The 21,673-nt window shown below is 67.9% G+C and carries 16 protein-coding genes; 8 read left to right on the top strand and 8 right to left on the bottom strand.

Annotation, left to right across the window (positions count from 1 at the left end):
* Window positions 1-144: 144 nt before the first annotated feature.
* On the top strand, window positions 145-1,227 hold the full coding sequence (gene cax / locus VHR41_03340; protein HEX3233201.1) for a calcium/proton exchanger: 1,083 nt from the start codon (window positions 145-147) through the stop codon (window positions 1,225-1,227).
* Here the strand turns inward: cax and VHR41_03345 are convergent.
* The 5 genes from VHR41_03345 to hppD all read right to left on the bottom strand — a co-directional run bounded on the left by VHR41_03345 (window position 1,224) and on the right by hppD (window position 6,839).
* Window positions 1,224-1,751, bottom strand: coding sequence for a GNAT family N-acetyltransferase (locus tag VHR41_03345; protein ID HEX3233202.1), 528 nt, complete (start codon window positions 1,749-1,751; stop codon window positions 1,224-1,226). The two genes, cax and VHR41_03345, sit on opposite strands and share 4 nt — an antisense overlap.
* A gap of 108 nt (window positions 1,752-1,859) precedes the next feature.
* Window positions 1,860-2,303 carry a hypothetical protein gene (locus VHR41_03350; GenBank protein ID HEX3233203.1) on the bottom strand — a complete coding sequence of 148 codons (444 nt, stop codon included), beginning with the start codon at window positions 2,301-2,303 and terminating at the stop codon, window positions 1,860-1,862.
* Between the two features lie 156 nt (window positions 2,304-2,459).
* Window positions 2,460-4,451 (bottom strand): acetoacetate--CoA ligase, encoded by a 1,992-nt coding sequence (locus VHR41_03355; GenBank protein HEX3233204.1) that lies wholly within the window; start codon window positions 4,449-4,451, stop codon window positions 2,460-2,462.
* A 4-nt stretch (window positions 4,452-4,455) separates the two neighbouring features.
* On the bottom strand, window positions 4,456-5,649 hold the full coding sequence (locus VHR41_03360) for a homogentisate 1,2-dioxygenase (protein ID HEX3233205.1): 1,194 nt from the start codon (window positions 5,647-5,649) through the stop codon (window positions 4,456-4,458).
* 65 nt (window positions 5,650-5,714) lie between these two features.
* Window positions 5,715-6,839 (bottom strand): 4-hydroxyphenylpyruvate dioxygenase, encoded by a 1,125-nt coding sequence (gene hppD / locus VHR41_03365; GenBank protein ID HEX3233206.1) that lies wholly within the window; start codon window positions 6,837-6,839, stop codon window positions 5,715-5,717.
* 228 nt (window positions 6,840-7,067) lie between these two features.
* Between hppD and VHR41_03370 the strand changes: the two genes are divergently transcribed.
* From VHR41_03370 to VHR41_03395, 6 genes are all read left to right on the top strand, one after another.
* Window positions 7,068-8,162, top strand: a complete 1,095-nt coding sequence (locus VHR41_03370) for a chemotaxis protein CheB (GenBank protein ID HEX3233207.1) — start codon at window positions 7,068-7,070, stop codon at window positions 8,160-8,162.
* A 28-nt stretch (window positions 8,163-8,190) separates the two neighbouring features.
* A complete protein-coding gene (locus VHR41_03375) occupies window positions 8,191-10,074 on the top strand; it encodes a CheR family methyltransferase (protein ID HEX3233208.1) in 1,884 nt (627 codons plus the stop codon).
* A 37-nt stretch (window positions 10,075-10,111) separates the two neighbouring features.
* Entirely contained in the window at window positions 10,112-11,953 is a 1,842-nt protein-coding gene (locus tag VHR41_03380) for an ATP-binding protein (GenBank protein HEX3233209.1), read from the top strand.
* A 2-nt stretch (window positions 11,954-11,955) separates the two neighbouring features.
* A complete protein-coding gene (locus tag VHR41_03385) occupies window positions 11,956-12,534 on the top strand; it encodes a hypothetical protein (protein HEX3233210.1) in 579 nt (192 codons plus the stop codon).
* 442 nt (window positions 12,535-12,976) lie between these two features.
* Window positions 12,977-13,477 (top strand): sigma-70 family RNA polymerase sigma factor, encoded by a 501-nt coding sequence (locus VHR41_03390; protein ID HEX3233211.1) that lies wholly within the window; start codon window positions 12,977-12,979, stop codon window positions 13,475-13,477.
* A complete protein-coding gene (locus VHR41_03395) occupies window positions 13,464-14,774 on the top strand; it encodes a zf-HC2 domain-containing protein (protein ID HEX3233212.1) in 1,311 nt (436 codons plus the stop codon). The genes VHR41_03390 and VHR41_03395 overlap by 14 nt, the downstream gene beginning before the upstream one ends.
* A 9-nt stretch (window positions 14,775-14,783) precedes the next feature.
* Here the strand turns inward: VHR41_03395 and VHR41_03400 are convergent, their stop codons facing one another.
* Window positions 14,784-17,261 carry a response regulator gene (locus VHR41_03400; GenBank protein HEX3233213.1) on the bottom strand — a complete coding sequence of 826 codons (2,478 nt, stop codon included), beginning with the start codon at window positions 17,259-17,261 and terminating at the stop codon, window positions 14,784-14,786.
* A gap of 128 nt (window positions 17,262-17,389) precedes the next feature.
* Window positions 17,390-17,653: a hypothetical protein gene (locus tag VHR41_03405; protein ID HEX3233214.1), complete on the bottom strand. Its 264-nt coding sequence runs from the start codon at window positions 17,651-17,653 to the stop codon at window positions 17,390-17,392.
* A gap of 212 nt (window positions 17,654-17,865) precedes the next feature.
* Here VHR41_03405 and VHR41_03410 point away from each other — a divergent pair, with 212 nt between their 5' ends.
* On the top strand, window positions 17,866-20,961 hold the full coding sequence (locus VHR41_03410; GenBank protein ID HEX3233215.1) for a TonB-dependent receptor: 3,096 nt from the start codon (window positions 17,866-17,868) through the stop codon (window positions 20,959-20,961).
* Window positions 20,962-20,996: 35 nt separating this feature from the next.
* Here the strand turns inward: VHR41_03410 and VHR41_03415 are convergent, their stop codons facing one another.
* Window positions 20,997-21,629 carry a porin family protein gene (locus VHR41_03415; protein HEX3233216.1) on the bottom strand — a complete coding sequence of 211 codons (633 nt, stop codon included), beginning with the start codon at window positions 21,627-21,629 and terminating at the stop codon, window positions 20,997-20,999.
* Window positions 21,630-21,673: the final 44 nt, after the last annotated feature.

Here is a 21,673-nt window from a genome sequence, read left to right on the forward strand (position 1 = left end):
TGGTGTCGACAGACCATGAGGGCAACGCTCCTCTGGCCGGCCGCCAGGATCGGCCGGGTTGTGCGTTGAATGACCGCGGCTACGTTGGACAACACGCCTGGCGGACGCCGCGATCTGCGTCACACGAGTCTCCCGGGAGGGTACATGAGCGCAGGTTCGGTCCTTCGGGTCCTTCCGCTCGCACTGATTCCCATCTCGCTGGCGCTGGACCATCTCGACGCTCCACCGGCGGTGGTCTTCCTGGCCGCGGCCGTGGCTATCGTCCCGCTGGCCGACTGGATCCGGAAGGGCACCGAGCAGGTGGCCGCCACCGTAGGCGCCGCCATCGGTGGCCTGCTCAACGTCACCCTCGGCAACGCGGCCGAGCTGATCCTGGCGCTATTCGTCCTGGCCGCGGGCAAGCCGTCGGTGGTGAAGGCCACCATCACCGGCTCGATCGTGGGCAACAGCCTGCTCGGGCTCGGCCTGGCCATCGTGGTGGGAAGCTGGGGACGGGAGCGGCAGTCGTTTCACCGAGAGCGGGCCGGCCTGCTCGGCACCCTGCTGATCATCTCGGTCATCGCCCTGCTGGTGCCGGCGCTGTTCGACTACACCGAGCGCCACCTGAGCGGCGTGCCGTCGGTGGGCGATCTCGACGAGCGTCTGAGCCTGGGGGTGGCCGTGGTGCTGATCCTGGCCTACGGCGCGAACCTGGTGTACACCCTGGTGACCCACCGCGACATCTTCGGAGTCGACGATGAGGCCGCCGAGCCGGGGGCCGTCCTCTGGCCCCTGTGGCAGGCATTCGCCGTCCTGGCGGCCGCCACCGCGGCCGTGGCCTTCGAGGCCGAGCTGGTGGCACACGCCCTCGAGGGCACCGCACAGGCCCTCGGATTGACACCGTTCTTTCTCGGCGTCATCGTGCTGCCCCTCGCCGGCAACGCTGCCGAGTACTTCGCGGCGGTGTATTTCGCCCGCCGCAACCGGATGGACCTGGTCATGACCATCGCGGTCGGTTCCAGCATCCAGATCGCGCTGCTCACCGCGCCGTTGCTGGTGCTGGTGGCCTACGCCCTAGGGACCCCGATGGACCTGGTCTTCAGCAATCCGCTGGAGCTGGTGGCGGTGGCCGCGGTGGCGTTCGTGGTCAACTCCATCACCCAGGATGGGGAGACCACCTGGCTGGAAGGCGCGCTGCTGCTGGCGGTGTATGCGGTGCTGGGACTGGCCTTCTTCTTCGTGCGTTAGCCGGTGGGTGCGCTGCGAACGTCCGCGCTGTAGATCTCTTCCCGGACCGGCTTGAATCCGCGCCGCACGTAGTTGGGCAGCGCGGCCGGATGGTCCAGCGTGCAGGTGTGGATCCACACGCGGGTCGGGTTCAGGCTCCATGCCGCGCGGACGGCCTCGGTGAGGAGAAACTTGCCCCACCCTCGGCCAATGTAGTCCGGCAGGAGGCCGAAATAGGCGATCTCCGCCGAACCATCAGCATGCTGCCGGAGCTCGAAGTAGCCGGCGGGTGCCGCCTGCCAGGTGAGCAGCCAGAGCGAGATCGCCGGGCTGGCCAGGTGGCTTTCCACCATGGCATCGGTCCACCCCAGCCGGTCGACCCAGTGGAAGGCGCGGCCCACCTCCGCGTAGAGATAGCGGAAGAACGAAACGAGGCATTCGCCGATCCGTTCAACTCGGGGCGCGGGAACCGGGGTGGCCGTGGCGCGGAGCTCCCCCGGAGAGCCCATCTCCAGATAGGTGCGGGTGACCTCGATGGAAGCCATGGCGGATTGTAGCGGGGCCGGTCCCCCTGCGCCAAGCCGATGCCACGACACAGGAACGGCCCCGGCGGTATCCGCCGGGGCCGTTCTCAGTTGTGCCAGGCCCGCCCGTTACTTGGGCTGAGTGCTGCTGGTATCAGTTGGCTGGCCCATGGTGCTGTCGGACGGAGCGGTTGGGTTAACCGCAGCGCTGTCCTGGGCACCCGCCGAGCTCGAGGGATTGGTGCTGTCCGACGGCGCGCTCATCGAAGTAGAGTCCCGCCCCATGGACGAAGTATCGCTGGGGGCGGCGGCCGGCGGATTGGCTGCTGGAGGCGCCTGTTGCGTGGTATCAGTGGGCGCGCCCGGCTGAGTCTTGGTGGTGTCCACGCCGGTTGACGGGGCGTAGGTGCCGGTATCGGCCTTCATGGTGGTGTCGGTCTTCATCGAGCTGGTGTCGGTCCGGGTGACGCTCGTGGTATCGCCGCCCTTGTCGGGCGCCGCACCCGTTTCATCGGACCGGTTGTGGCATGCGGCTAGGGAGGCCGCGGCCGCTAGCATCCAGATCATTTTCATGGTTTTCGCTCCTCAGAGCGACAGATACCCGGCCTGCCAGGGCCCTGTCATCGTTGACGTCAGCCGCGGGCCGTAAGCCCGCACATTCATGGAGATGAGAAGGTACGCCCAATTTGGCCGATGCACTAGGTCATACATCACACTTTTGGACTTCAGTTACGTTCGGAGCTCGGCCAAGTCACGAAAGTGCTGCAAGGATGCGGGGTTAGCCAGCGCATCCAGATTTCTGACCAAGCGCCCGTGGATGACCTCGCGGACCGCGAGTTCGGTGATCTTGCCGCTGATGGTGCGGGGGATGTCCTCCACCTGGACGATTTTCCGGGGGACATGGTGCGGTGTGGTACGCTCGCGGATCCGGCGCCGGATGCGGTCTGCCAGCGGCTCGTCCAGGACGTACCCGGACCGGAGGCGCACGAACAGGACGATTCTCACGTCGCCCTCCCACTCCTGCCCAACCACCAGGCTCTCCAGCACCTCGGGCAGCTCCTCCACCTGCCGGTAGATCTCCGCGGTGCCGATGCGCACTCCGCCCGGATTCAGCGTGGCATCGCTGCGGCCGAGGATGACCATTCCGTCGTGCTCCGTCAGCCGCGCCCAATCGCCGTGGCGCCAGGTGCCGGGGTAGAAATCGAAGTACGCCGCTCGGTACCGGGCCCCGTCCGGGTCATTCCAGAACGCCACCGGCATGCTCGGAAAGGGACGAGTGCAAACCAGCTCCCCTTCCTGCCCGTGGGTCGCGTGACCGTTCGGATCGAACACCTCGACCGCCATGCCCAGCCCGCGGGCCTGCAGCTCGCCGCGCCAGACCGGACCGATCGGATTGCCCAGGGCGAAACAGGAGATGATGTCGGTGCCGCCGCTGACGCTCGCGAGATGAAGGTCCTGCTTTATCCGGCTGTAGGCGTAGTCGTAGCTGTGACCGGCCAACGGGCTGCCGGTGGACAGGATGGCCCGAAGGGCCGACAGGTCGTGCGTTCGCGTCGGCTCGAGACCCTCCTTCTCGGCCATCGCCAGGTACTTGGCGCTGGTCCCGAACACCGTCACCCGCTCCGTGGCCGCCATCTCCCACAGGATAGCGGGAGGGCTGAGCGCAGCACCGTCGAACAGCACTACCGTGGCGCCCACCGCCAGACTGGAGACCAGCCAATTCCACATCATCCAGCCACAGGTCGTGAAGAAGAAGATCCGATCGGCCGGAGTGAGGTCGGTATGCAGCACCAGCTCCTTCAGATGCTGGAGCAGGGTCCCGCCGGCGCCGTGAATCATGCACTTGGGCAGTCCGGTGGTGCCGGACGAATACATGATGTAGAGCGGGTGATCGAAGGGCAGCCGGGCGAACTCGAGCTCGGCGCCGCGGTGGGGCCCGACGAAGTCCTCCCACACCACCGCACCGGGGAGCCCGTCCAAGTCGGGAGCATGGTGGAGGTATGGCACGACCACGACGCGCTCGATCTCCGGAATCCGGGCCCGGACCTCGCGCACCCGCCCGAGCGAGTCGATCTCCTTGCCCGCGTAGCGGTACCCATCGGCGCAGAAGAGCACGCGCGGGCGGATCTGGCCGAAGCGGTCCAGCACGCCGGTGACCCCAAAGTCGGGAGAGCAGGAGGACCATACCGCGCCGATGCTGGTGGCGGCCAGCATCGCGATCACGGTCTCGGGAAGGTTGGGGAGGAACCCGGCTACCCGGTCGCCCGGCGCGACACCAAGCCTCCGCAAGGCGCCGGCCGAGGCCCCCACTTCCGCTCGCAGCTCGCGGAAGCTCAGCCGCTTCCCGGGGCCCTGCTCGTTCCAGAAGACCAGGGCCGGCCGATCGTCCTCATGGCGGAGCAGGTTCTCCGCGAAATTGAGACGGGCACCAGTGAACCAGCGTGGACCCAGCTGGGGATCGGGCGGCGCCATCCGGTCCCCACCCACCAGAACCTCGTCCCATGGGGGGAGGCCGGGCCGCTCCACGGCCAGGACCCCGCAATGACGCCACACCCCGGCCCAGAAGGCAGCGGGACGGTCGACCGACCAGCGATACAGCGTGCCGAAATCGTGGACGCCCTCGGAGCCCGGCGGCGACTCCCGCCGCACCCGCTCGATGAATGCCGTGACCTGCGCCGCAGCGACCCGCTCCGGTCCCGGCGTCCAGAGCGGCTGGGTCATCAGCTCACGAGGTCGGCGGATTGAACTGGGCGTGCTGGGCGTCGAGCCAGGAACGGTGATAGGCCGGATCCTCGATCGCCACCGCCGTCTTGGCCACCTTGAGCGGCCGGAAGCTGTCCATCATGACGGCCAGCTCGTCGGTGTACTTGGCCCCGATGCTCGCCTCCGCCCGCCCCGGATGCGGACCGTGAGGTATGCCGTCGGGATGATGGGTGATGCTGCCGAACTCGATCCCTGTCCGGCTCATGAACTCGCTCGAGGCATAGTAGAGCACCTCGTCCGAGTCGACGTTGCTGTGGTTGTACGGCGCCGGCACCGCCTCCGGGTGGAAATCGTACGGCCGGGGACAGAAGCTGCAGACCACGAACCCATCGCCCTGGAAGGTCTGGTGCACCGGCGGCGGCTGGTGCACCCGCCCCACGATCGGCTCGAAATCCATGATGTTGAACGCCCAGGGATAGAAGTAGCCATCCCAGCCGACCACGTCGAACGGGTGATGGTCGAGAATGACCTCGTTGAGGCCGTCGTACTGCTTCACCAGGATGGGGAAGTCGCCTTGCTCGTCATGGGTCCGGAGCGTGGCCGGGCGGCGGATGTCCCGCTCGCTGTAGGGTGCGCCTTCGATCAGCTGGCCGAACTCGTTACGGTAGCGCTTGGGCCAGCGCACGTGGCCGCGGCTCTCCATGATGAGCAGCTTGGTGGCAGGGCCCGCGAGGTCCAGGCGCCAGCGATGGAGAATGCCGCGGTGGATGACCAGGTAGTCGCCTTCTCCGTAGGGCAAGTCACCGAAGACCGTCTCCAACGTTCCGCTTCCCTTGCTTACGTACACCAGCTCGTCGGCCTGGGCGTTGCGGTAGAAGTGCGCGTCGTTCTCATCCGGCTCCACGTAGAGCATCGCCACGTCCTGATTAAACAGCAGCGGGATCCGGTCCAGCGTGGGGCTGCCCCCCTGCTTCACCCGCGAGGTCCGGAAGTGCCGGTGTCGCAGCGTCTGATCGGGGTCGGCCTCGTAGGCCGTCTCCCGAAGTCGGCGCACCGACTTCACCGTGGTAGGCGGATGGGTGTGGTAGAGCAGCGACGAGGTGCCGGTGAACCCCTCGTGGCCCATGAGCTCCTCCGCATAGAGTCCGCCGTCCGGCCGGCGGAACGCGATGTGCCGCTTGCGGGGGATCTGACCCATGGTATGATAGATCGGCATCGTGCGTTTCCTCGATAGATAGGGTGGGCAAGGTGGGGCCCTGCCTCACCTTGCCCCACCCTCCCTCACAAATTCCCCCGCAGCGCCTGCTCCCGCTCGATCGCCTCGAACAGCGCCTTGAAGTTGCCCTTGCCGAAGCTCCTGGCACCCTTCCGCTGGATGATCTCGTAAAACACCGTCGGCCGGTCCTGCACCGGCTTGGTGAAGATCTGGAGCAGATACCCTTCGTCGTCGCGGTCGACCAGGATGCCGAGCTCCTTGAGCGGCTCCAGGTCTTCATCAATCCGTCCGACCCGCTCCAACAGCGTGTCGTAGTAGGCCGTCGGCACTCGGAGGAATTCCACCCCGCGGTCTCGGAGGGCGGTGACGGTGCGGACGATGTCGCCCGTGGCGATGGCCAGGTGCTGAACACCGGGCCCGCGATAGAACTCCAGATACTCGTCGATCTGCGACTTCTTGCGTCCGGCGGCCGGCTCGTTGATGGGGAACTTGATCCGGTCGTCGCCGCTGGCTACGACCTTGGACATGAGCGAGCTGTACTCGGTCGAGATGTCCTTGTCGTCGAAAGAGATCAGGTTGCGGAACCCCATCACCTCCTGATAGAAGGTGACCCACTTGTTCATCGCGCCGAGTTCCACGTTCCCGACGCAGTGGTCCACGTGGAGCAGTCCGATCGGCTGGGGCGCGAACGCGCTGTCGACCGGTTGGAACCCGGGGAGAAAGGGACCCCGGTAGTTCCGCCGCTCCACCAGGCTGTGCACGGTGTCGCCGTAGGTGCCGATCGCCGCGATGATCACCTCGCCATCGCGGTCCTTCAGGGTGGCCGGCTCCTGCACCGGCGTGGCGCCCCGCTCCACCGCGGCGGCGAACGCCTCGCGGGCATCGTCCACCCAGAGCGCGATGTCCCGGACGCCGTCGCCGTGCCGATGCACGTGGGCCGCGATCTCGTGCTCCGGCGAGACCGCCGTAGTGAGCAGGAGGCGTACCTTGTTCTGCTGGAGCAGGTAGCTGGCCCGGTCGCGGGTCCCGGTCTCCGGACCTCGGTAGGCCAGGAGCTGGAAGCCGAAGGCCGAGCGATAGTAGTGGCTGGCCTGCTTGGCGTTGCCGACCCAGAATTCGATGTAGTCGGTGCCGTTGATCGGGAAGGTGTCGCTGGACGTGGCCGGGGCGGCCAGCGTGTCGGTCGGCATGCGATCCTCCATGGACGCCGGAGCTTCGGAAAAGATATCCGCCGCGGGGGCCGCCCGCCACGTGGCCGAGACCTGCGGGCGGGCCGTGACGCAGATCACATGTGATTGGCCGCTCAGGTTTTGCGCGTGTTCGGTGCAAGCGCTATTATCACTTTATGAGATTGCCAGGCGCGGCGTATCACGGGCCGGCGGCAGTCGAAGACCCGAGAGAGAATCAGCAGGCCCACAATGAGCGGCTCTGGCACGACGGGCTCCACGGCGTCCGGGCATGATATCGTCGTCATCGGCTTCTCGGCCGGCGGCTTGGAGCCCGTGATCCGGCTGGTGGCGGAGTTCCCGCTAGAGCTGCCCGCAGCGATCTTCATCGTCCATCACTTTCCCGCCAACAGCATCAGCGCGCTCCCCGGCATTCTTGGCCGCGCTGGACCGCTGCCTGCGGAGCATGCCGAGGATGGCGAGCCCGTGGTTCCCGGTCGAATCTATGTGGCACCCCCGAACCGGCACATGCTGCTCGAGGCGGGACGCGTCCATCTGAGCACCGGTCCGCGCGAGCATAATCACCGGCCGGCCATCGACCCGCTCTTCCGCACGGCGGCACGCACCTACGCCGATCGAGTGGTCGGCGTTCTGCTCTCCGGCACCCTCGATGATGGCACCGACGGGCTGCTCGCCATCAAGCGTCACCACGGTGTGGCCGTGGTGCAGGATCCGGCCGAGGCGCTCCACCCCAGTATGCCGAACAGCGCCATCCAGGAAGTCGGAGTGGATCATGTGGAGCCGGTCTCACGCATCGCCCCGCTGATCGTCCAATTGAGCCGCGAGCCGGCGGCGCACGCCGGTCGGACCGATCCGCTCGCGCCGCTCGATCCGCCCGATCCCGCTGCCACTGGAACCAGGTCGCTGGCTGGGGACAAGCCCCCCGGGAAGCCGTCCGGTCTGACCTGCCCCGAGTGCGGCGGCCTCCTCTGGGAATCGGAGGACGGCGGGTTCCTTCATTACCGCTGCCACGTGGGGCATGGCTACAGCGAGGACTCCCTGGTCGCGGGCCAGGCCCAGCGCCTCGAGTCCGCCCTCTGGGCCGCCGTGCGGGCGCTGGAGGAGAAGGCCGAGCTCGCCCGCCACCTGGCGCGACGCACCCGCCGCCGCGGAATGCTGCGCTCGGCCAAGCGATTCGAGCAGTCGATCGAGGACGCCGATCGCGGGTCGTCCGAGATCCGCGCCCTCCTGCTCGAGGGAGTCAGTGCCCCTCCGGTAGACCCCGCGGACGCCGAGCTGGCGCGCCGGCCCGCCCGTGAGACCAGCGGGTCCGGTAGACACGGATGATGTCCCGGAATCCCGCGCGCGTCCCCGTATGACCCAGACCGGCGATCCGGCCGCCCCGGCCCCCGGCTCCGTGCCGCCTGAGGCGGAGCGGGAGTTCGACGCCCTGCTGCTCTATCTCAAGCAGAATCGGGGCTTCGACTTCACCGCCTACAAGCGGACCAGCCTGATGCGCCGGATCAATGTCCGCATGCAGAACGTGGGCGCCGCCGGGTACGCCAACTACCAGGATTTCCTGGAGGTCGTTCCCGAGGAGTTCACCCGCCTCTTCAACACCATCCTGATCAACGTCACCACCTTCTTCCGCGACCCGCCGGTCTGGGAGTACCTGGGCTCCCACCTTCTTGCCGAGCTGAGCGCCTCGCCGGATTCGGCCGACCCGCTCCGGATCTGGAGTGCGGGATGTGCCTCAGGCGAAGAGGCCTACAGCATCGCCATGCTCCTGGCGGAGCGGTTTGGCCTCGATCAGCTTCGCGACCGGGTGAAGATCTACGCCACGGATGTGGACGAGGAGGCCCTGAACGAGGCGCGGTTGGCGGTGTATCCAGAGCGCGCCCTGGAGAACGTGGCGCCCGAGCTGGTGGCCAAATACTTCGATCGACACGAGGACCGCTACACCGTCGGGAAAGACCTCAGACGGTCGGTCATCTTCGGCCGCCACGACCTGATTCAGGATGCGCCCATCTCTCGGGTCAACCTGCTGCTCTGTCGCAACGTGCTGATGTACTTCAATGCCGAGGCACAGGGCAGGATCGTGAGCCGCTTCCACTTCGCCCTGGCGCCGGGCGGGACCCTCTGCCTCGGCAAAGCCGAGACCCTGCTGAGCCATGCGGCCACCTTCAGCACCCTGGACTCCAAGCGCCGCCTCTTCACCAAACTCGAGCGCTTCCCCTTGGCCGAGCGCCCCGTCACGCCGGCCGCGCGCACCGGCGAGGGAGGCACCGGTGGCCAGGACTGGCGACTGCGTGAGACGGCGGCAGAGATAGGGCCGGTGGCGCAGCTGATCGTGGACCGACAGGCCACGGTGGTCCATGCCAATCAGCGGCTCCGCGCCCTCTTCGGGCTCGGCACCCGGGATCTGGGCCGCCCGCTCAAAGACCTGGAGCTCTCCTACCGGCCGTTCGAGCTGCGCTCCTGTCTGGAGCGGGCCTTTGCGGACGGCCGGTCGGTCGGGATGAGCGATGGGCGGTGGTTCGTCCCGGGGGATAGCGAGATCTACGTCGATCTCCTCGTCGTGCCGATCTCGGATGGCGCGGGCGGGTTCGCCGGCGCGTCGCTGTTCTTCAGCGACGTCACCCGGGAACGCCAGCTCCAGGGGGAGGTGCAGCGGATCCAGCAGGAGCTGCAGACGGCGCTCGAGGAGCTGCAATCGACCAACGAGGAGCTGGAGACCACCAATGAGGAGCTGCAGTCCACGGTGGAGGAGCTGGAGACGACCAACGAGGAGCTCCAGTCGACCAACGAGGAGCTGGAGACGATGAACGAGGAGCTCCAGTCCACCAATGAAGAGCTGCAGGCTCTGAACGAGGAGTCCCGCGAGCGCGGGGACGAGATGGCCGACTTGAACGCCTTCTTGGAATCGATTCTCCGGGGGCTCAGGAGCGGGGTCGTCGTGGTGGATCAGGATCTTCATGTCCGCAAGTGGAATCACCACGCGGAGGAGATGTGGGGACTCCGGCCGGAGGAGGTGCTGCAGCGCAATTTCCTGAATCTCGACAGCGGACTCCCGGTCGAGCAGCTCCGGGCACCGATCCGCGCGTGTCTCCAGGGTGAGAGCGAGCACCTGCAGGTGCTGGTCCAGGCCACCAATCGCCGGGGAAGAGCGATCCAGGTGCGGGTGACCTGTACCCCACTGACGGCCGGTCTCCCCGACGTGCGTGGCGTCATTCTCCTGATGGACGAGGTGGAAGGGTGAGGGCCCCGCGGTGGTCTGCCGTGGGTGGGAGGGTACCATGAAGATCGACGAGTTCGCCGAGCGTATCGCGGCGTTTCGCCGCCGCGTGGAGAATACGGCTGCAGGGCAGCTACCGGCCGCGCTCCTGGAGGATCTCCTGGTGGCCGCGGAGGAGTTGGGGGTCACGGAGGAGGAGCTTCGGCAGCAGAACCAGGCCCTGGAGGAGGCTCGCGACGCGCTGGGCGAGCAGCGGCGCCGGTACCACGAGCTGTTCAATTTCGCCCCGGACGCCTACTTCTTCACCGATCTCTCCGGCATCGTACAGGAAGCCAACCTGTCGGCCTCTCGCATGCTGCGGATCGACCCCCGGTTCATCCCGGGCAAGGCGCTGGCCAGCTACGTGGCCATGCACGACCGCGGCAGGTTTCGCTCCGAGCTCAGCAAGCTGCGCTCCGAGCCGGCCCCTCACGACCTCACCCTCACCCTGCTGCCCCGCGACGCGGCGCCGATCGAGACGGCGGTGACCCTCTCGGTGGCTCGCGCACCGCAGGGCGGCGCCGTTGGCCTCCGCTGGCTGGTGCGCGACGTGACCGCCCAGCGCCGCTTGGAGGCGGAGATCCGCACGCTCAACGAAGAGCTCGAACAACGGGTCGAGGCCCGCACTTGTGACCTGGCCGCGGCGCAGCGTCTGACCGAAGAGCTGCTCGCCCGCGAGCAGGCCGCACGGCGGGCGGCGGAGGCGAGCGCGGCCCAGTCGCGACACGTCCAGAAGCTGGAGAGCATCGGGGTGCTGGCGGGCGGCATCGCCCACGACTTCAACAATCTGCTTCACGTCGTGCTGGGAAACGCCGACCTCGCCCGAAACCACCTGCCCCCCGATTCCCCCGCGCTGGAGACGCTGGACGAGGTGATCCGCGCGGCCCGCCGGGCCACCGACCTGACCCGCCAGCTGCTGGCGTACTCGGGCAAGGGCGCGTTCGTGCTCCGCCACCTCGACCTTTCGCGGGAAGTCCGGGAGATGGCTACCCTGCTCCGCACCGCGATCGCCCGGCAGGCGACCCTCGTGTGGGAGCTCGACCCCGACATTCCCGCCGTCAGCGCCGACGAGACCCAGATCCGTCAAATCCTCATGAACCTCCTCACCAACGCCTCGGACGCGCTGGGCGATAATCCCGGAACGATCACTCTCCGTACCGGCACCGTTCTGGTGGAGGAGCCCGAGGCCAGCGGCGAGTTCGTATACCTCGAGGTCGCGGACACCGGGATCGGCATGGCTTCGGAGACGCTCCAGCGGATCTTCGACCCCTTCTTCTCCACCAAGTTCGCCGGCCGCGGCCTGGGGCTCGCCGCGGTGATGGGGATTGTCGAGGCCCACCATGGGCTGATCCGCATCCGTACCGCACCGGGCGAAGGGACAGCCTTCCGGGTGCTCTTCCCGGCGGCTCACGTCGAAGCTGACGCGGCGGATACGCCGGCGTTCGCCCCCAACGATTGGCGCGGCAAGGGCACCCTCCTGATCGTGGAGGACGAGGAGGGGGTCCGCGTGGTTGCCGAGCGGATGCTCACGGGACTGGGATTTCAGGTCCTCGCGGCGGAGGATGGGCGCGAGGCACTCAAGATCGTGGCCGCCCGCGCCGAAGAGCTCGCCGCCGTCCTGCTCGACCTCTCGATGCCACGGATGGGCGGACCAGAGACCTTCCGGCGGCTCCGAGCCGTGCAGCCGCGCCTGCCGGTGGTGCTGATGAGCGGCTATACCGAGCAGGAAGTGGCCCCGCAGTTTCTGGAAGGCGGGCCCGGGCCGGTGGCTTTCCTCCAGAAGCCGTTCCTCCCCGGCGATCTCGTGGCCGTACTCAGGCACGTCGTCGAGACGTCACCTTCATCCTTCCAAGGCTCGTCCTAGGCATGGGGCGTCCGACTCGGAAGGCGGAGCGCCGGAAGCCACCCCCCGACGCGGCCCAAGGCGTGGCGGCAGGCCTTCGCTCCCGCGCGATCGACTTCAACGCTCTGGTCTGGCGAACCATCACCCGCACCCGCTCCACCGCCGGCGGCTCGCCGCTGTGCGCGGCCAGCCTCGATCCGGCGCTGGCCCCGGTCCGGGTCGACGCGGATCAGCTGGAGCGGGTGGTCCGCGACCTGCTCGCCGGGGCGCTGGAAGCGTTGCCGGCGGGCGCCTGCCTCCTGGTGGAGACCAGCAATATTCCGCCGGAAGCCGCGGAGGTGAGGCGCCAGGACCACCCCGCGGTCGACTCATTCGTGCGCCTTGCCCTGCATGACATGCGGCAGGGTGAGCCGGCGCCCAGCCGCACCCCTCGACGGTTTCCATCCTCGACCACAGCCCTCATTCACCGTTTCGGGGGCTTCCTCAGAACCGAGAGACACCCCGATGGCGGGAGCAGCCTCCGGATGTACTTGCCGCAGGCCGCGCGAACACGACCGTCCATGCCGGCCGGAACGGGCGAGGCGAGTGACGAAATGATCTGACCGTGCAACTCCCGACCGGCTGGACATCTCCAGCCGTTGATGTCCGTCTGGCCGGCTCCGGGGCAGCGACGGTGTCGGATCAAGGGGGCCCGGGGCTTCGGGGCAACGGCAGGCGTCCCGCATCAGGAATGCTAAGTTCCTTACTCATAATCCGTTAAGGAACTCATAATCCGTTAAGGAACAACGGTCAGCGTCGGATTGGGTCCGTGGCACGCAAGATCTAGACTGACCTGCCGTAGCCCGGTAGGATCCCAGTCACGGCATTCGCCGCCTTGACCCAGACATATTTCGGGTTGGTGTGAATGTTGCCGGAAATTGCACTCTTGGTGTCCGTGAGCCGCCCGACCGTAATCACCGGGCGCCGGAGCGGCGTCGAGTCAGGTCCTCGGGAAACCTGGGGTCTGGGGCAGCGGCAGGCCTTTCTCCGCAACTTCAGGGGTACATGACGGCCGACCTCACCGTTTTGTTCGAGCAATACTACGCCTCGCTGGTCCGGATGCTCTACCGCCGGACCGGCGACCGCGATCGGGCGGAGGACCTGGCGCAGGAGACCTTCGCCCGGGCCGTGTCGGCGCCGCCGGACAACCCCCGGCCGTGGCTCTTCGCGGTGGCGCTCAACCTGGTGCGGGAGGACGGGCGGCGCGCGGTCACCCGGGGCCGCCGGCTGGAGCTGCTCAGGTCGGAGAGCGATGGGCCCGCCGCGGGGCCCGATGTGGACCTGGAGCGGAACGAAAGCGCGGCCCGGGTTCGCTCGGCGCTCGCGGCACTGAACGAGCGGGACCGCGAGGCGCTGCTGCTCAAGGCCGAGGGATTCAGTTACGACGAGATCGCCGCGACGCTGGGGCTGGCCAAGGGCGCGGTCGGCACCACGCTCGCCCGGGCCCGGCGGCGATTGGTCGAGGCGTACCGGGCGCAGGAACGAGGGAAGTATGCCGCATCTTGACGAAGGCACGCTGCACGCGTTGCTGGATGGCGAGCTCGAAGGTACCGAGGTCCTGGAAATCCAGGCCCACCTGGGAGGCTGCGCCAGCTGCGGGTCGCGTCTTAAAGACATCCGCGAGTTCATGACGGAAGCCGACCGGCTGCTCGGCAGTGTGGATCTGCCACATACGCCTGGACGTCCTGCGCCCTCGATAGGCCCCCGGACCGTACTGGCACAGGACGTGTCTCAGCCGCCTCGGGAGGCGCCCGCCCGCGCCCCCAATCGCCCGCTCCCACCACCCCCGCCGCGGCCAGGCGCGTGGGAAGAGCCGCCGGTTCTGCTCATTCCGGACAATCCCGACACCATCGAGCTCAAGCAGCGGTGGCTCCACGGCATGGGATGGGCGGCAACGATCGCGGTGGCGGTTGGCCTGGGATTCATGGTGAGTCAGCTGCGGAGCGGCGCGCCCGCTCGGGGAGCCGCCACCGTCGCCACCGAGCGTGCGGCCGCGCCATCGAATGCCGTGGTCAGCACCGAGGAGACGCCCCGTCCAGACTCGGCGGCGGCGGCTCAGACCGGCACCCCGCGTCGCGACTCGGCCAGACCGCCGGCCGCGCCAGCTCCGGCCCCGGTCGCCAAGACCAACGCTCCCAAGCCGGCGAAGCCGGCGGAAAAGCAGGCGGCCGCTCCCAAAGCGGAGACGCCCAGGGATGAGCTCCAGCAGGCCGCCGAACCGGAGTCGACATCCGACAGCGAGCCGGCGGAATCCTCCGCTTCCGGCGACTCGGCCACGACCGGACGGGAGGATCCTGCGGTGATCCGGGCCCGTGCGTCGGAGGCCTTGGCTGAGTTGGACCGGGAGCGGCTGCGGTCCCGGGCGGCCGCCGCCACGGCGGCGCTCGACGCCCAGGCGCGCCGGAGCGCCCGGCCGGCTGAGCAGGCGCCGCCGCCAGCAGCTCCCGCTCCGCCGCCCACGCTGGAGCAGCGGTCGCGCATCTATCTCCGAATTGGTCTGGATGAGGCCGCGCGGCAGCTCGGCGGCCCGGCGCACGTGATCGAGGGGTTGAATCCCTCGTTCATGGGGCTGGCCCAAGGCAGCCTTTCACCAGGAGCGGATACCACCCGTCCGGTGGTGCGAGTGGTGTACCAGGATGCTCAGGGCCGGATGATCGTGCTCGACCAGCAGCGGTTGCGGCCCGGCCAGACCTCGCCGACGCGTGCCTCGTCCAATACCTGGATCACCGGCGACGTCCTGCTACACCTGCAGGGCGAGGTCGGTCCCGAGATCCTCCGCAACCTGCAGCCGCGCGTCCGCTGAGTCCGAGGCTCAGCGCCGCGCGACGTCGAGCAACCCCCGGACCTTCCGCAACAACTCATCCGCGGTGAACGGCTTGTGGATCAGTTCCACGTCGCTCACCCCACGGCGCAGCACCTCGTCGTCGGTGTACCCCGAGACATACAGCACGCGGATCTCGGGATAGAGTGGCGTGAGCGCCTCGACCAGCTCCCTCCCTCCCATCTCCGGCATCACTACGTCCGTGACCAGGACATGGATCGGCTGCTGGTAGCGTTGGGCCAGCAGGAGCGCCTCGCGTCCGTGGGCCGCCTCAAGGACGCTGTATCCGTGATCGTGCAGGATCTTCCGCAAGAGCTCCCGGACCGCCTCCTCGTCCTCGACGACCAGCACGGTCTCGGTCCCGTCGAGGGACGCATCCTCGCCCACTGCCCCGAGATCGTCCTCCTCGTCGTGCAAGGGGAGATAGATCTTCACCATGGTCCCCTCTTCCGACTCGCTGGTGACCCGCACGGCACCGCCGTTCTGCCGGACGATTCCGTAGACCAGCGAGAGCCCCAGTCCGGCGCGGCGTCCCTGGCCATGGCTGGGCTCGACCTCGAACGCCTGAGGCAGCGAGTCGGGGTCGAGCTCGCTGCCGGTGTCGGAGATGGCGAGCACGACGTACCGGCCGGGGCGGACGTGGCGTCCCCGCCCGGCGCGGCTGATCTGACGCTCGGAGGTCTCAATCGTGAGCGTCCCGCCTGACGGCATGGCGTCGCGCGCGCTGAGGATGAGATTGACCACCAGCTGCTCCAATTGGCCCGGATCGATCCGGACCTTCGCCGCTCCGGGAATCAGCCGCAGACTCACCCGGATGTCGGCGCCCATCAGGCGCTGGACGAACCCCTGCATGCCCCGGAGCAGCTCGTTCAGGCTGGTCGGCCGCGGCTGCAGGGCCTGTCGCCGGCCGAAGGAGAGAAGCTGCCGGGTCAGCAGCGCGCCGCGGTCTGCCGCCTGACAGATCCGATCGACGTCCGCCCGCCGCCGATCTGCCGGATCCAGATCCCGCAACAACATCTCCCCGAAGCCGCGCACCGTGGTCAGGATGTTGTTGAAGTCGTGGGCCACGCCGCTGGCGATCCGGCCGACCGCGTCCATCCGCTGGGCGTGACGGAGCTGCTCCTCGCTCTGGTGCAACGCGGCCCGGGTCCGGGTCCGCTCGGTGATGTCGGTGGCCAGCACGAGGCGGGCCTGATGACCATCCACCTCCAGCGCGTGCGAGACGATCTCCATGTCGACGATGGAGCCATCCTTCCGCTGGTGCTGGGCCAGGGCGATCCCTTCTCGTTGCGGCCCGCGCTCCAGCGAGCCCGCCAGCCCGGGCGCGTCCTCCTGGTGCAGGATGTCCATGATGGACATCTGGAGAAATTCGTCTCGCGAGTAGCCGTAGTGGCGGATGGCTGCGTCGTTGACGGCGAGGAAGACCAAGGTCTCCACGTCGAAGACCCACATCGGCTGCGGGTTGGCGTCGAACAGGAGACGGTACCTCCGGTCGGCCTCGACGGCTTCCCGGTGGAGATACGCATTGTCGACCGCGAGCGCCGAGCGTGCGGCGAGCTCCTCGACGAATCTGACGTCGTCCGGCTCGAAGCGCCGGCCCGACTCGCTGCTGATGACCAGGGTGAGGACGCCGAGCGTCCGGCCTCGGGCGTGCAGCGGGACACGAAGCACCCAGGCCGGCGCCAGAGCCCGGTATAGCTTGAGGTGCTCGGCATCCTCCGCCCGTTGGCGGAGCAGCTCTTCGCTGACCTCGGTCACGTCAGAGGTGGCGCCGGGCTCGCCCAAGGGAAGGCCCCGAACGCCGTACTCGCAGAGTGCGCGGACCACCAGATCCCGGGCGGGGTCCCGGTGCGCCGCCGCCACGAACTGCAGCATGCCCTGCTCGGTGGCCACGTGGATGGTGCACCAATCCGCCAGGCCGGAGACAATGAGGCGCGCCAGGTCACGCAGCGTCACCTCGTATTCCAGCGAGGAGGCGAGACGCTCACCCACCTGCTCGAGAAAGGACAACCGACGGTCGAGCGCCTCGGCTTCCTTCTGGGTGAGCGGGATCTCCTCGGCGCGGTTGGCCTTGGTGCGCAGCCGGGCCACCACTGCCGCTATGGCGGACGAGCTGGCGCCGACCGCGAGGAGACTGATCATTCCGGAGGACGTGTAATGGAGCGCGGGGCGGGTCTGGGAAAAGAAGTGCGCCGCGTACACGGTGGTCACCACCGCGCTCACCATGGCGGGCCACAGTCCACCCCAGTACGCCGCACACACGATGGTGAGAAGCAGCAGTGGGAACGGGTGAATGAGCGCCGTTCCCTGGCGTGCAAGCACGTCCAGGACGACGGCCACGGCGACGGTCAGGAGTGGCCCGCGGACGCCGGCCCCCGCGCGGCCCCAGTCCGTGGCGGCCCGGGTGAAGGCTGCTGCGGCGAGGGATCGCAGGCTGTCGGAACCCTGCGTGATGCTGCTCTGGGTCATGGCTCTGTCCGCAGGTTCGACCAACCCCTCGGCACGAGTGATCAGGGGACGGTCCTAACCTCCACTGCGGCAGGCAGCCAGTCTGTGACAGGCCACACACCGAACGGGCGGGCAGCGGCCCGGACGGGCTAAGTGCTGCGGAGCGCGACCATTGGGTCGACTGAGGTGGCCTGGCGGGCGGGCACCAGACAGGCCGCCGCGGCCACCAGAAGAAGGACCAGGATCATGGCGGCAAAGGTGAGCGGGTCGGTAGCGTGGACGCCGTAGAGCAGGTCGGCCATGAGGCGGGTGACCAGCAAGGCACCGCCAACCCCGAGCGCCGGGCCCACCGGCCAGGACCGGCTCGGGCCACGGCGCGCGCGTTTCCGCCCGAGCGTTGCCGCCAATGTCACGCCGCACACGCCGCGCGCGACAACGTCTTCGTGCAGTTCTATCCCTCGCTGCGCGCCCCGCCACCGTGACCCTCGGGCGTCTTGCGACCGGTCCATCTGCGCGGTATGCTATCCCCGTCCGATCCGACAATCCCCGCTGCTCCCATTCCTCCGGCCGCCCGGGCAGGTCCGGTACGCGTGAGCCGGCCGCCCGCGAAAGAGAGAGATTGCCGATGCCGTTGCTTCGTCCGATCCGCGCATCCGCGCGACTGCTGCTGGGTCTCGCGCTCCCCGTCCTGTCGAGCCAACTGCACGCCCAGGCCCAGGCCACCACCGGCGTCATCCGCGGCGTCGTAAGCGACTCCTCCTCGGGCGCGCCGCTGGCCGGCGCCGTCGTGAGACTGCGAAACGTGGAGACCAACGCCGAGCGAGTGCTGACCACCAACGAACTGGGAGTGTTCGCGGGAACCCTGCTCCGGGTAGGGACCTACGACGTCTCGGCGCGCGCGCTCGGCTTCAAGCCATCGGAGCGAAACGGGGTGGGGGTCCGGCTGGGTGAGACGGTCGACCTGCCACTCTCGCTGGCCCCTCAAGCGGTGCAGCTGCAGGAGCTCACGACTGTCGCCGAGTCCCCGCCGGTGGATGTGACCAAATCGGAGGGATCGACCCGCCTCGATGCGGCGGCGGTCGAGGGCCTTCCCAACAATGGCCGCAACATCTTCAACTACACCACTCTGACGCCCAACGTGGGAGTCGTGCAGGGCCCGGACGGCGACGAGATCAGCATCGGGGGGCAGAGAGGCATTCACAACAACGTCTCGGTGGACGGGGCCGACTTCAACAACCCCTTCTTCGGCGAACAGCGCGGCGGCCAGCGGCCGGCGTTCACGTTCAACCTGGATGCCGTGCAGGACTTCGTGGTCGTGGCCGATGGCGCGAATGCGGAGTTCGGCCGGTCGAGCGGTGGGTTCATCAACGTCATCACGAAGTCGGGAACCAACCAATTCCACGGCTCCGCGCACTACTTCGGAAAATATGACGGCCTCTCTGCCGACTTCAACCATACCTTCCCGAGCGGGGCCACCAGTGGTTTCCAGCCCGATTTCCGGCAGCATCAGTTCGGCGGAACCATCGGAGGGCCGCTGGTCCGCGACAGGGCGTTCTTCTTCCTGGCGTACGACCAGCAGGTCTACGATGAGACCAAGCAGAGGACCCGGCAGGCACAGATCGACCCGCTGTTGCTCGCGTTCGTGGATACGGCGTTCGGCGGCGCGCTGAATGGAGACTTCGGCCCGATCGCGCGTACCAATGACGGCAACGCCCTCCTCGCCAAGCTCGACTTCCGGCTGAGCCAGAAGCACACCGCCTCGCTCAAGTACAATTTCACGTACTCGAGGCAGCAGAACGGGACGTTCGACGTCGACTCCTGGGCCCGGAGTGCCAATGCCCTGGAGAAGGACTACTCCCACGCGGTGAACGGAAGCCTCACGTCAAACTTCTCTTCCTCGCTCTCCAACGAATTCCGGTTCCAGTGGGCCCGCGAGGCCCGGCCGCGCCCGTACGACGGACCGGTCAACCCGGCAACCGGCCGCCCCTTCCCGGACACCGACATCGATTTCGTCGGTCAGTACCGCCTCGGCATGCCGTTCTTCATCCCGGTGGCGGACCACGACGTGCGCTTCCAGGCGCTGGACAATGTCTCGCTGGTGAAGGGGAATCACCTCTTCAAGCTGGGTGGTGAGTGGAACCGGACCGCGACGACCCAGACCTTCGTCGGATTCGGAAACGGGCGCATGGCCTTCGGATCGGTGCAGGGGTTCCTCAACTACGTGGCCAACGGGAACGGGTACGTAGAGTGCGTAGACACTCTCACCAACGCTCCGGCTTCCACCCAGACCACCGGCACCTGCCCGGCCGGCCAGCGCATCCAGGGACCCGTGGTGCTGTATCTCCAGCAGGCCGGCGTCCCGCCGCTCACGCTCGAGGAGTCCGGTACCCAAACGATCATCCAGCACGACCTCGCGCTCTTCCTGCAGGACAGCTGGAAGCCGCAGACGAAGCTGACCGTCAACTACGGTCTCCGGTGGGAAGCCCAGATCGAGCCCGGCCTGATCACGCCGAAGGCCGACCTGTTCTACGCGCCCTTCATCGGCAAGACGGTGACGACTTCGGCCGGCGACTTCGCCTTTCCTGGCGCCGGCACGATTCCGTCCGACTACAGCATGTTCCAGCCGCGACTCGGCATCGCGTACGACGTTAGTGGCGACGGCAAGCAGGTCATCCGTGCCAACGCCGGCCTGTACTACGCCAGAATTCCGGGGCTCAACCTGGCCAGCAGCCGAAGCACCGACGGTTCCCGGGGTCAGACGATCTTCCGAAGCAGCGAACTCATCCCTGTCCTCGGCGCGCCGCCGAACTACGGTGAGCTGCTGTCCACACCAGCCGGACCGTTCGATCCCGACGTGTTCGTCTTCGACAAGGACTTCGAGAACCCCCGCACGTTCAGCGCCACGGTGGCGTTCGAGCGCGAGGTGGCTCACGGACTGGCGGCAGCGATCAGCTACACCCATACGCGGGCCGATCATCTCACCCGGTTCTTCAACGCCAATGACGCCGTGTTCGGGCTGCCGTGGCGGACCGGGCTCGGGGCCGGGGGAATCAACGGTATCGGCAACCTGACCGTCATCCAGAGCACCGCGAAGTCGCGGTACAACGGCTTCACCGCAGAGCTCCGTCGGACGCTCGACCCGCATCTCCAGTTCCAGGTCAACTACACGCTTTCGTTCGACAAGTCGGACGATGACAACGAACGCGATCCGTTCACGTTCCGCTATGCCCGGGCCGACTCGCTCCAGGCGGAATACAACTGGAGCGACCGCGACCAGCGCCACCGCTTCAATGCCTGGCTGCTCGCCGTGCTGCCCGGCGACATCTATCTCAACAACCGGGTCAGCGCCTACTCGGCGCAGCCCACCTCCGAGAAGTGCGGCACCACCGGCGCCACCCTCAACCAGGGCACCGGCGTCCCCGTGTCCTCCCTGGCGCAGACGGGGCAAGCCGAGCGGATCTGCCCCGACGGCCACATCATCAGGCGGAACACGATCCGCCGGGACAACGCCTTCTTCTCGTGGGATATCCGGGCGTCAAAGCCGATCAATCTCGGTCCGCAGGGCACGTTCGAGGCAATTTTCGAGGTCTTCAACGTGACCAACAGCGACAACTTCCTGGCCCCGACGGGTTCGAGCGTGTATCTCAACTTCGACGGCACCCTGCGCAGCGGTCTGGGGGCGCCGCGGCAGTTCCAAGTGGGCGGTCGCTGGCTCTTCTGAGCGGGGCGTTTCACGCCAGCAGTCGACGCTTCGAATCAGAAAGTGAGGCCGAGCACCAGTCCGAAGGCTCGGTTGTGGACCTCCCCGGCGTCGAGGATGGAGCGGACCCCCGAGGTATAGCGGGCCTCCAGCGCGAGTGCGGACTGGGGCCAGCGGATCTCGAGGCCGGCCCCGGCCACCAGGCCCAGGTCCAGCTCGCGGACTCCCAGGCTGGCCTCATCGCAGGTCCGGCTCAGTGTCTGGGTGGGCAGGATTACCTGCAGGTCGCAGCCGATCTGCAGGGCGGGCGCGGGGCCGGCGAAGATCACCGGGCGAACCCGCCGCCGGACCGGCGTCACCTTGAGCAGGATCGGCATCTCGATGTAGGCCAGCTCGATGTCGAGGAGGGCGGTGCCGCCGGCCTGGAGCGCGGTGCTGGCCCGGCCCCCTTTGAGCGCAAACAGCAGTTCCGGCCTGAGGCTCAGCCGCCCCACCACCGGCGCCTCCAGATACACCCCGGTCAGCGCCCCCTGGCGGGCCTGGATCCCGGTCGCGTCCGCCCCCTTGAGATCGCTCCGCGAGTAGCCCAGCTCGGCCCCCACCGTCGCCCGCGGTGCCTGCGCGACGGCCACCCCGAGCGGGGCGGCCAGCAGCCAGACCGCGGTCCCCAGCCTCGCGCGTGATCCCATCGCCCCCGCCGGTGAGTGTTGCTCGGATGGCTGCGAATGTAATC

The organism is Gemmatimonadales bacterium (genome assembly GCA_036265815.1).
Taxonomy (GTDB): domain Bacteria; phylum Gemmatimonadota; class Gemmatimonadetes; order Gemmatimonadales; family GWC2-71-9; genus CAVVWJ01.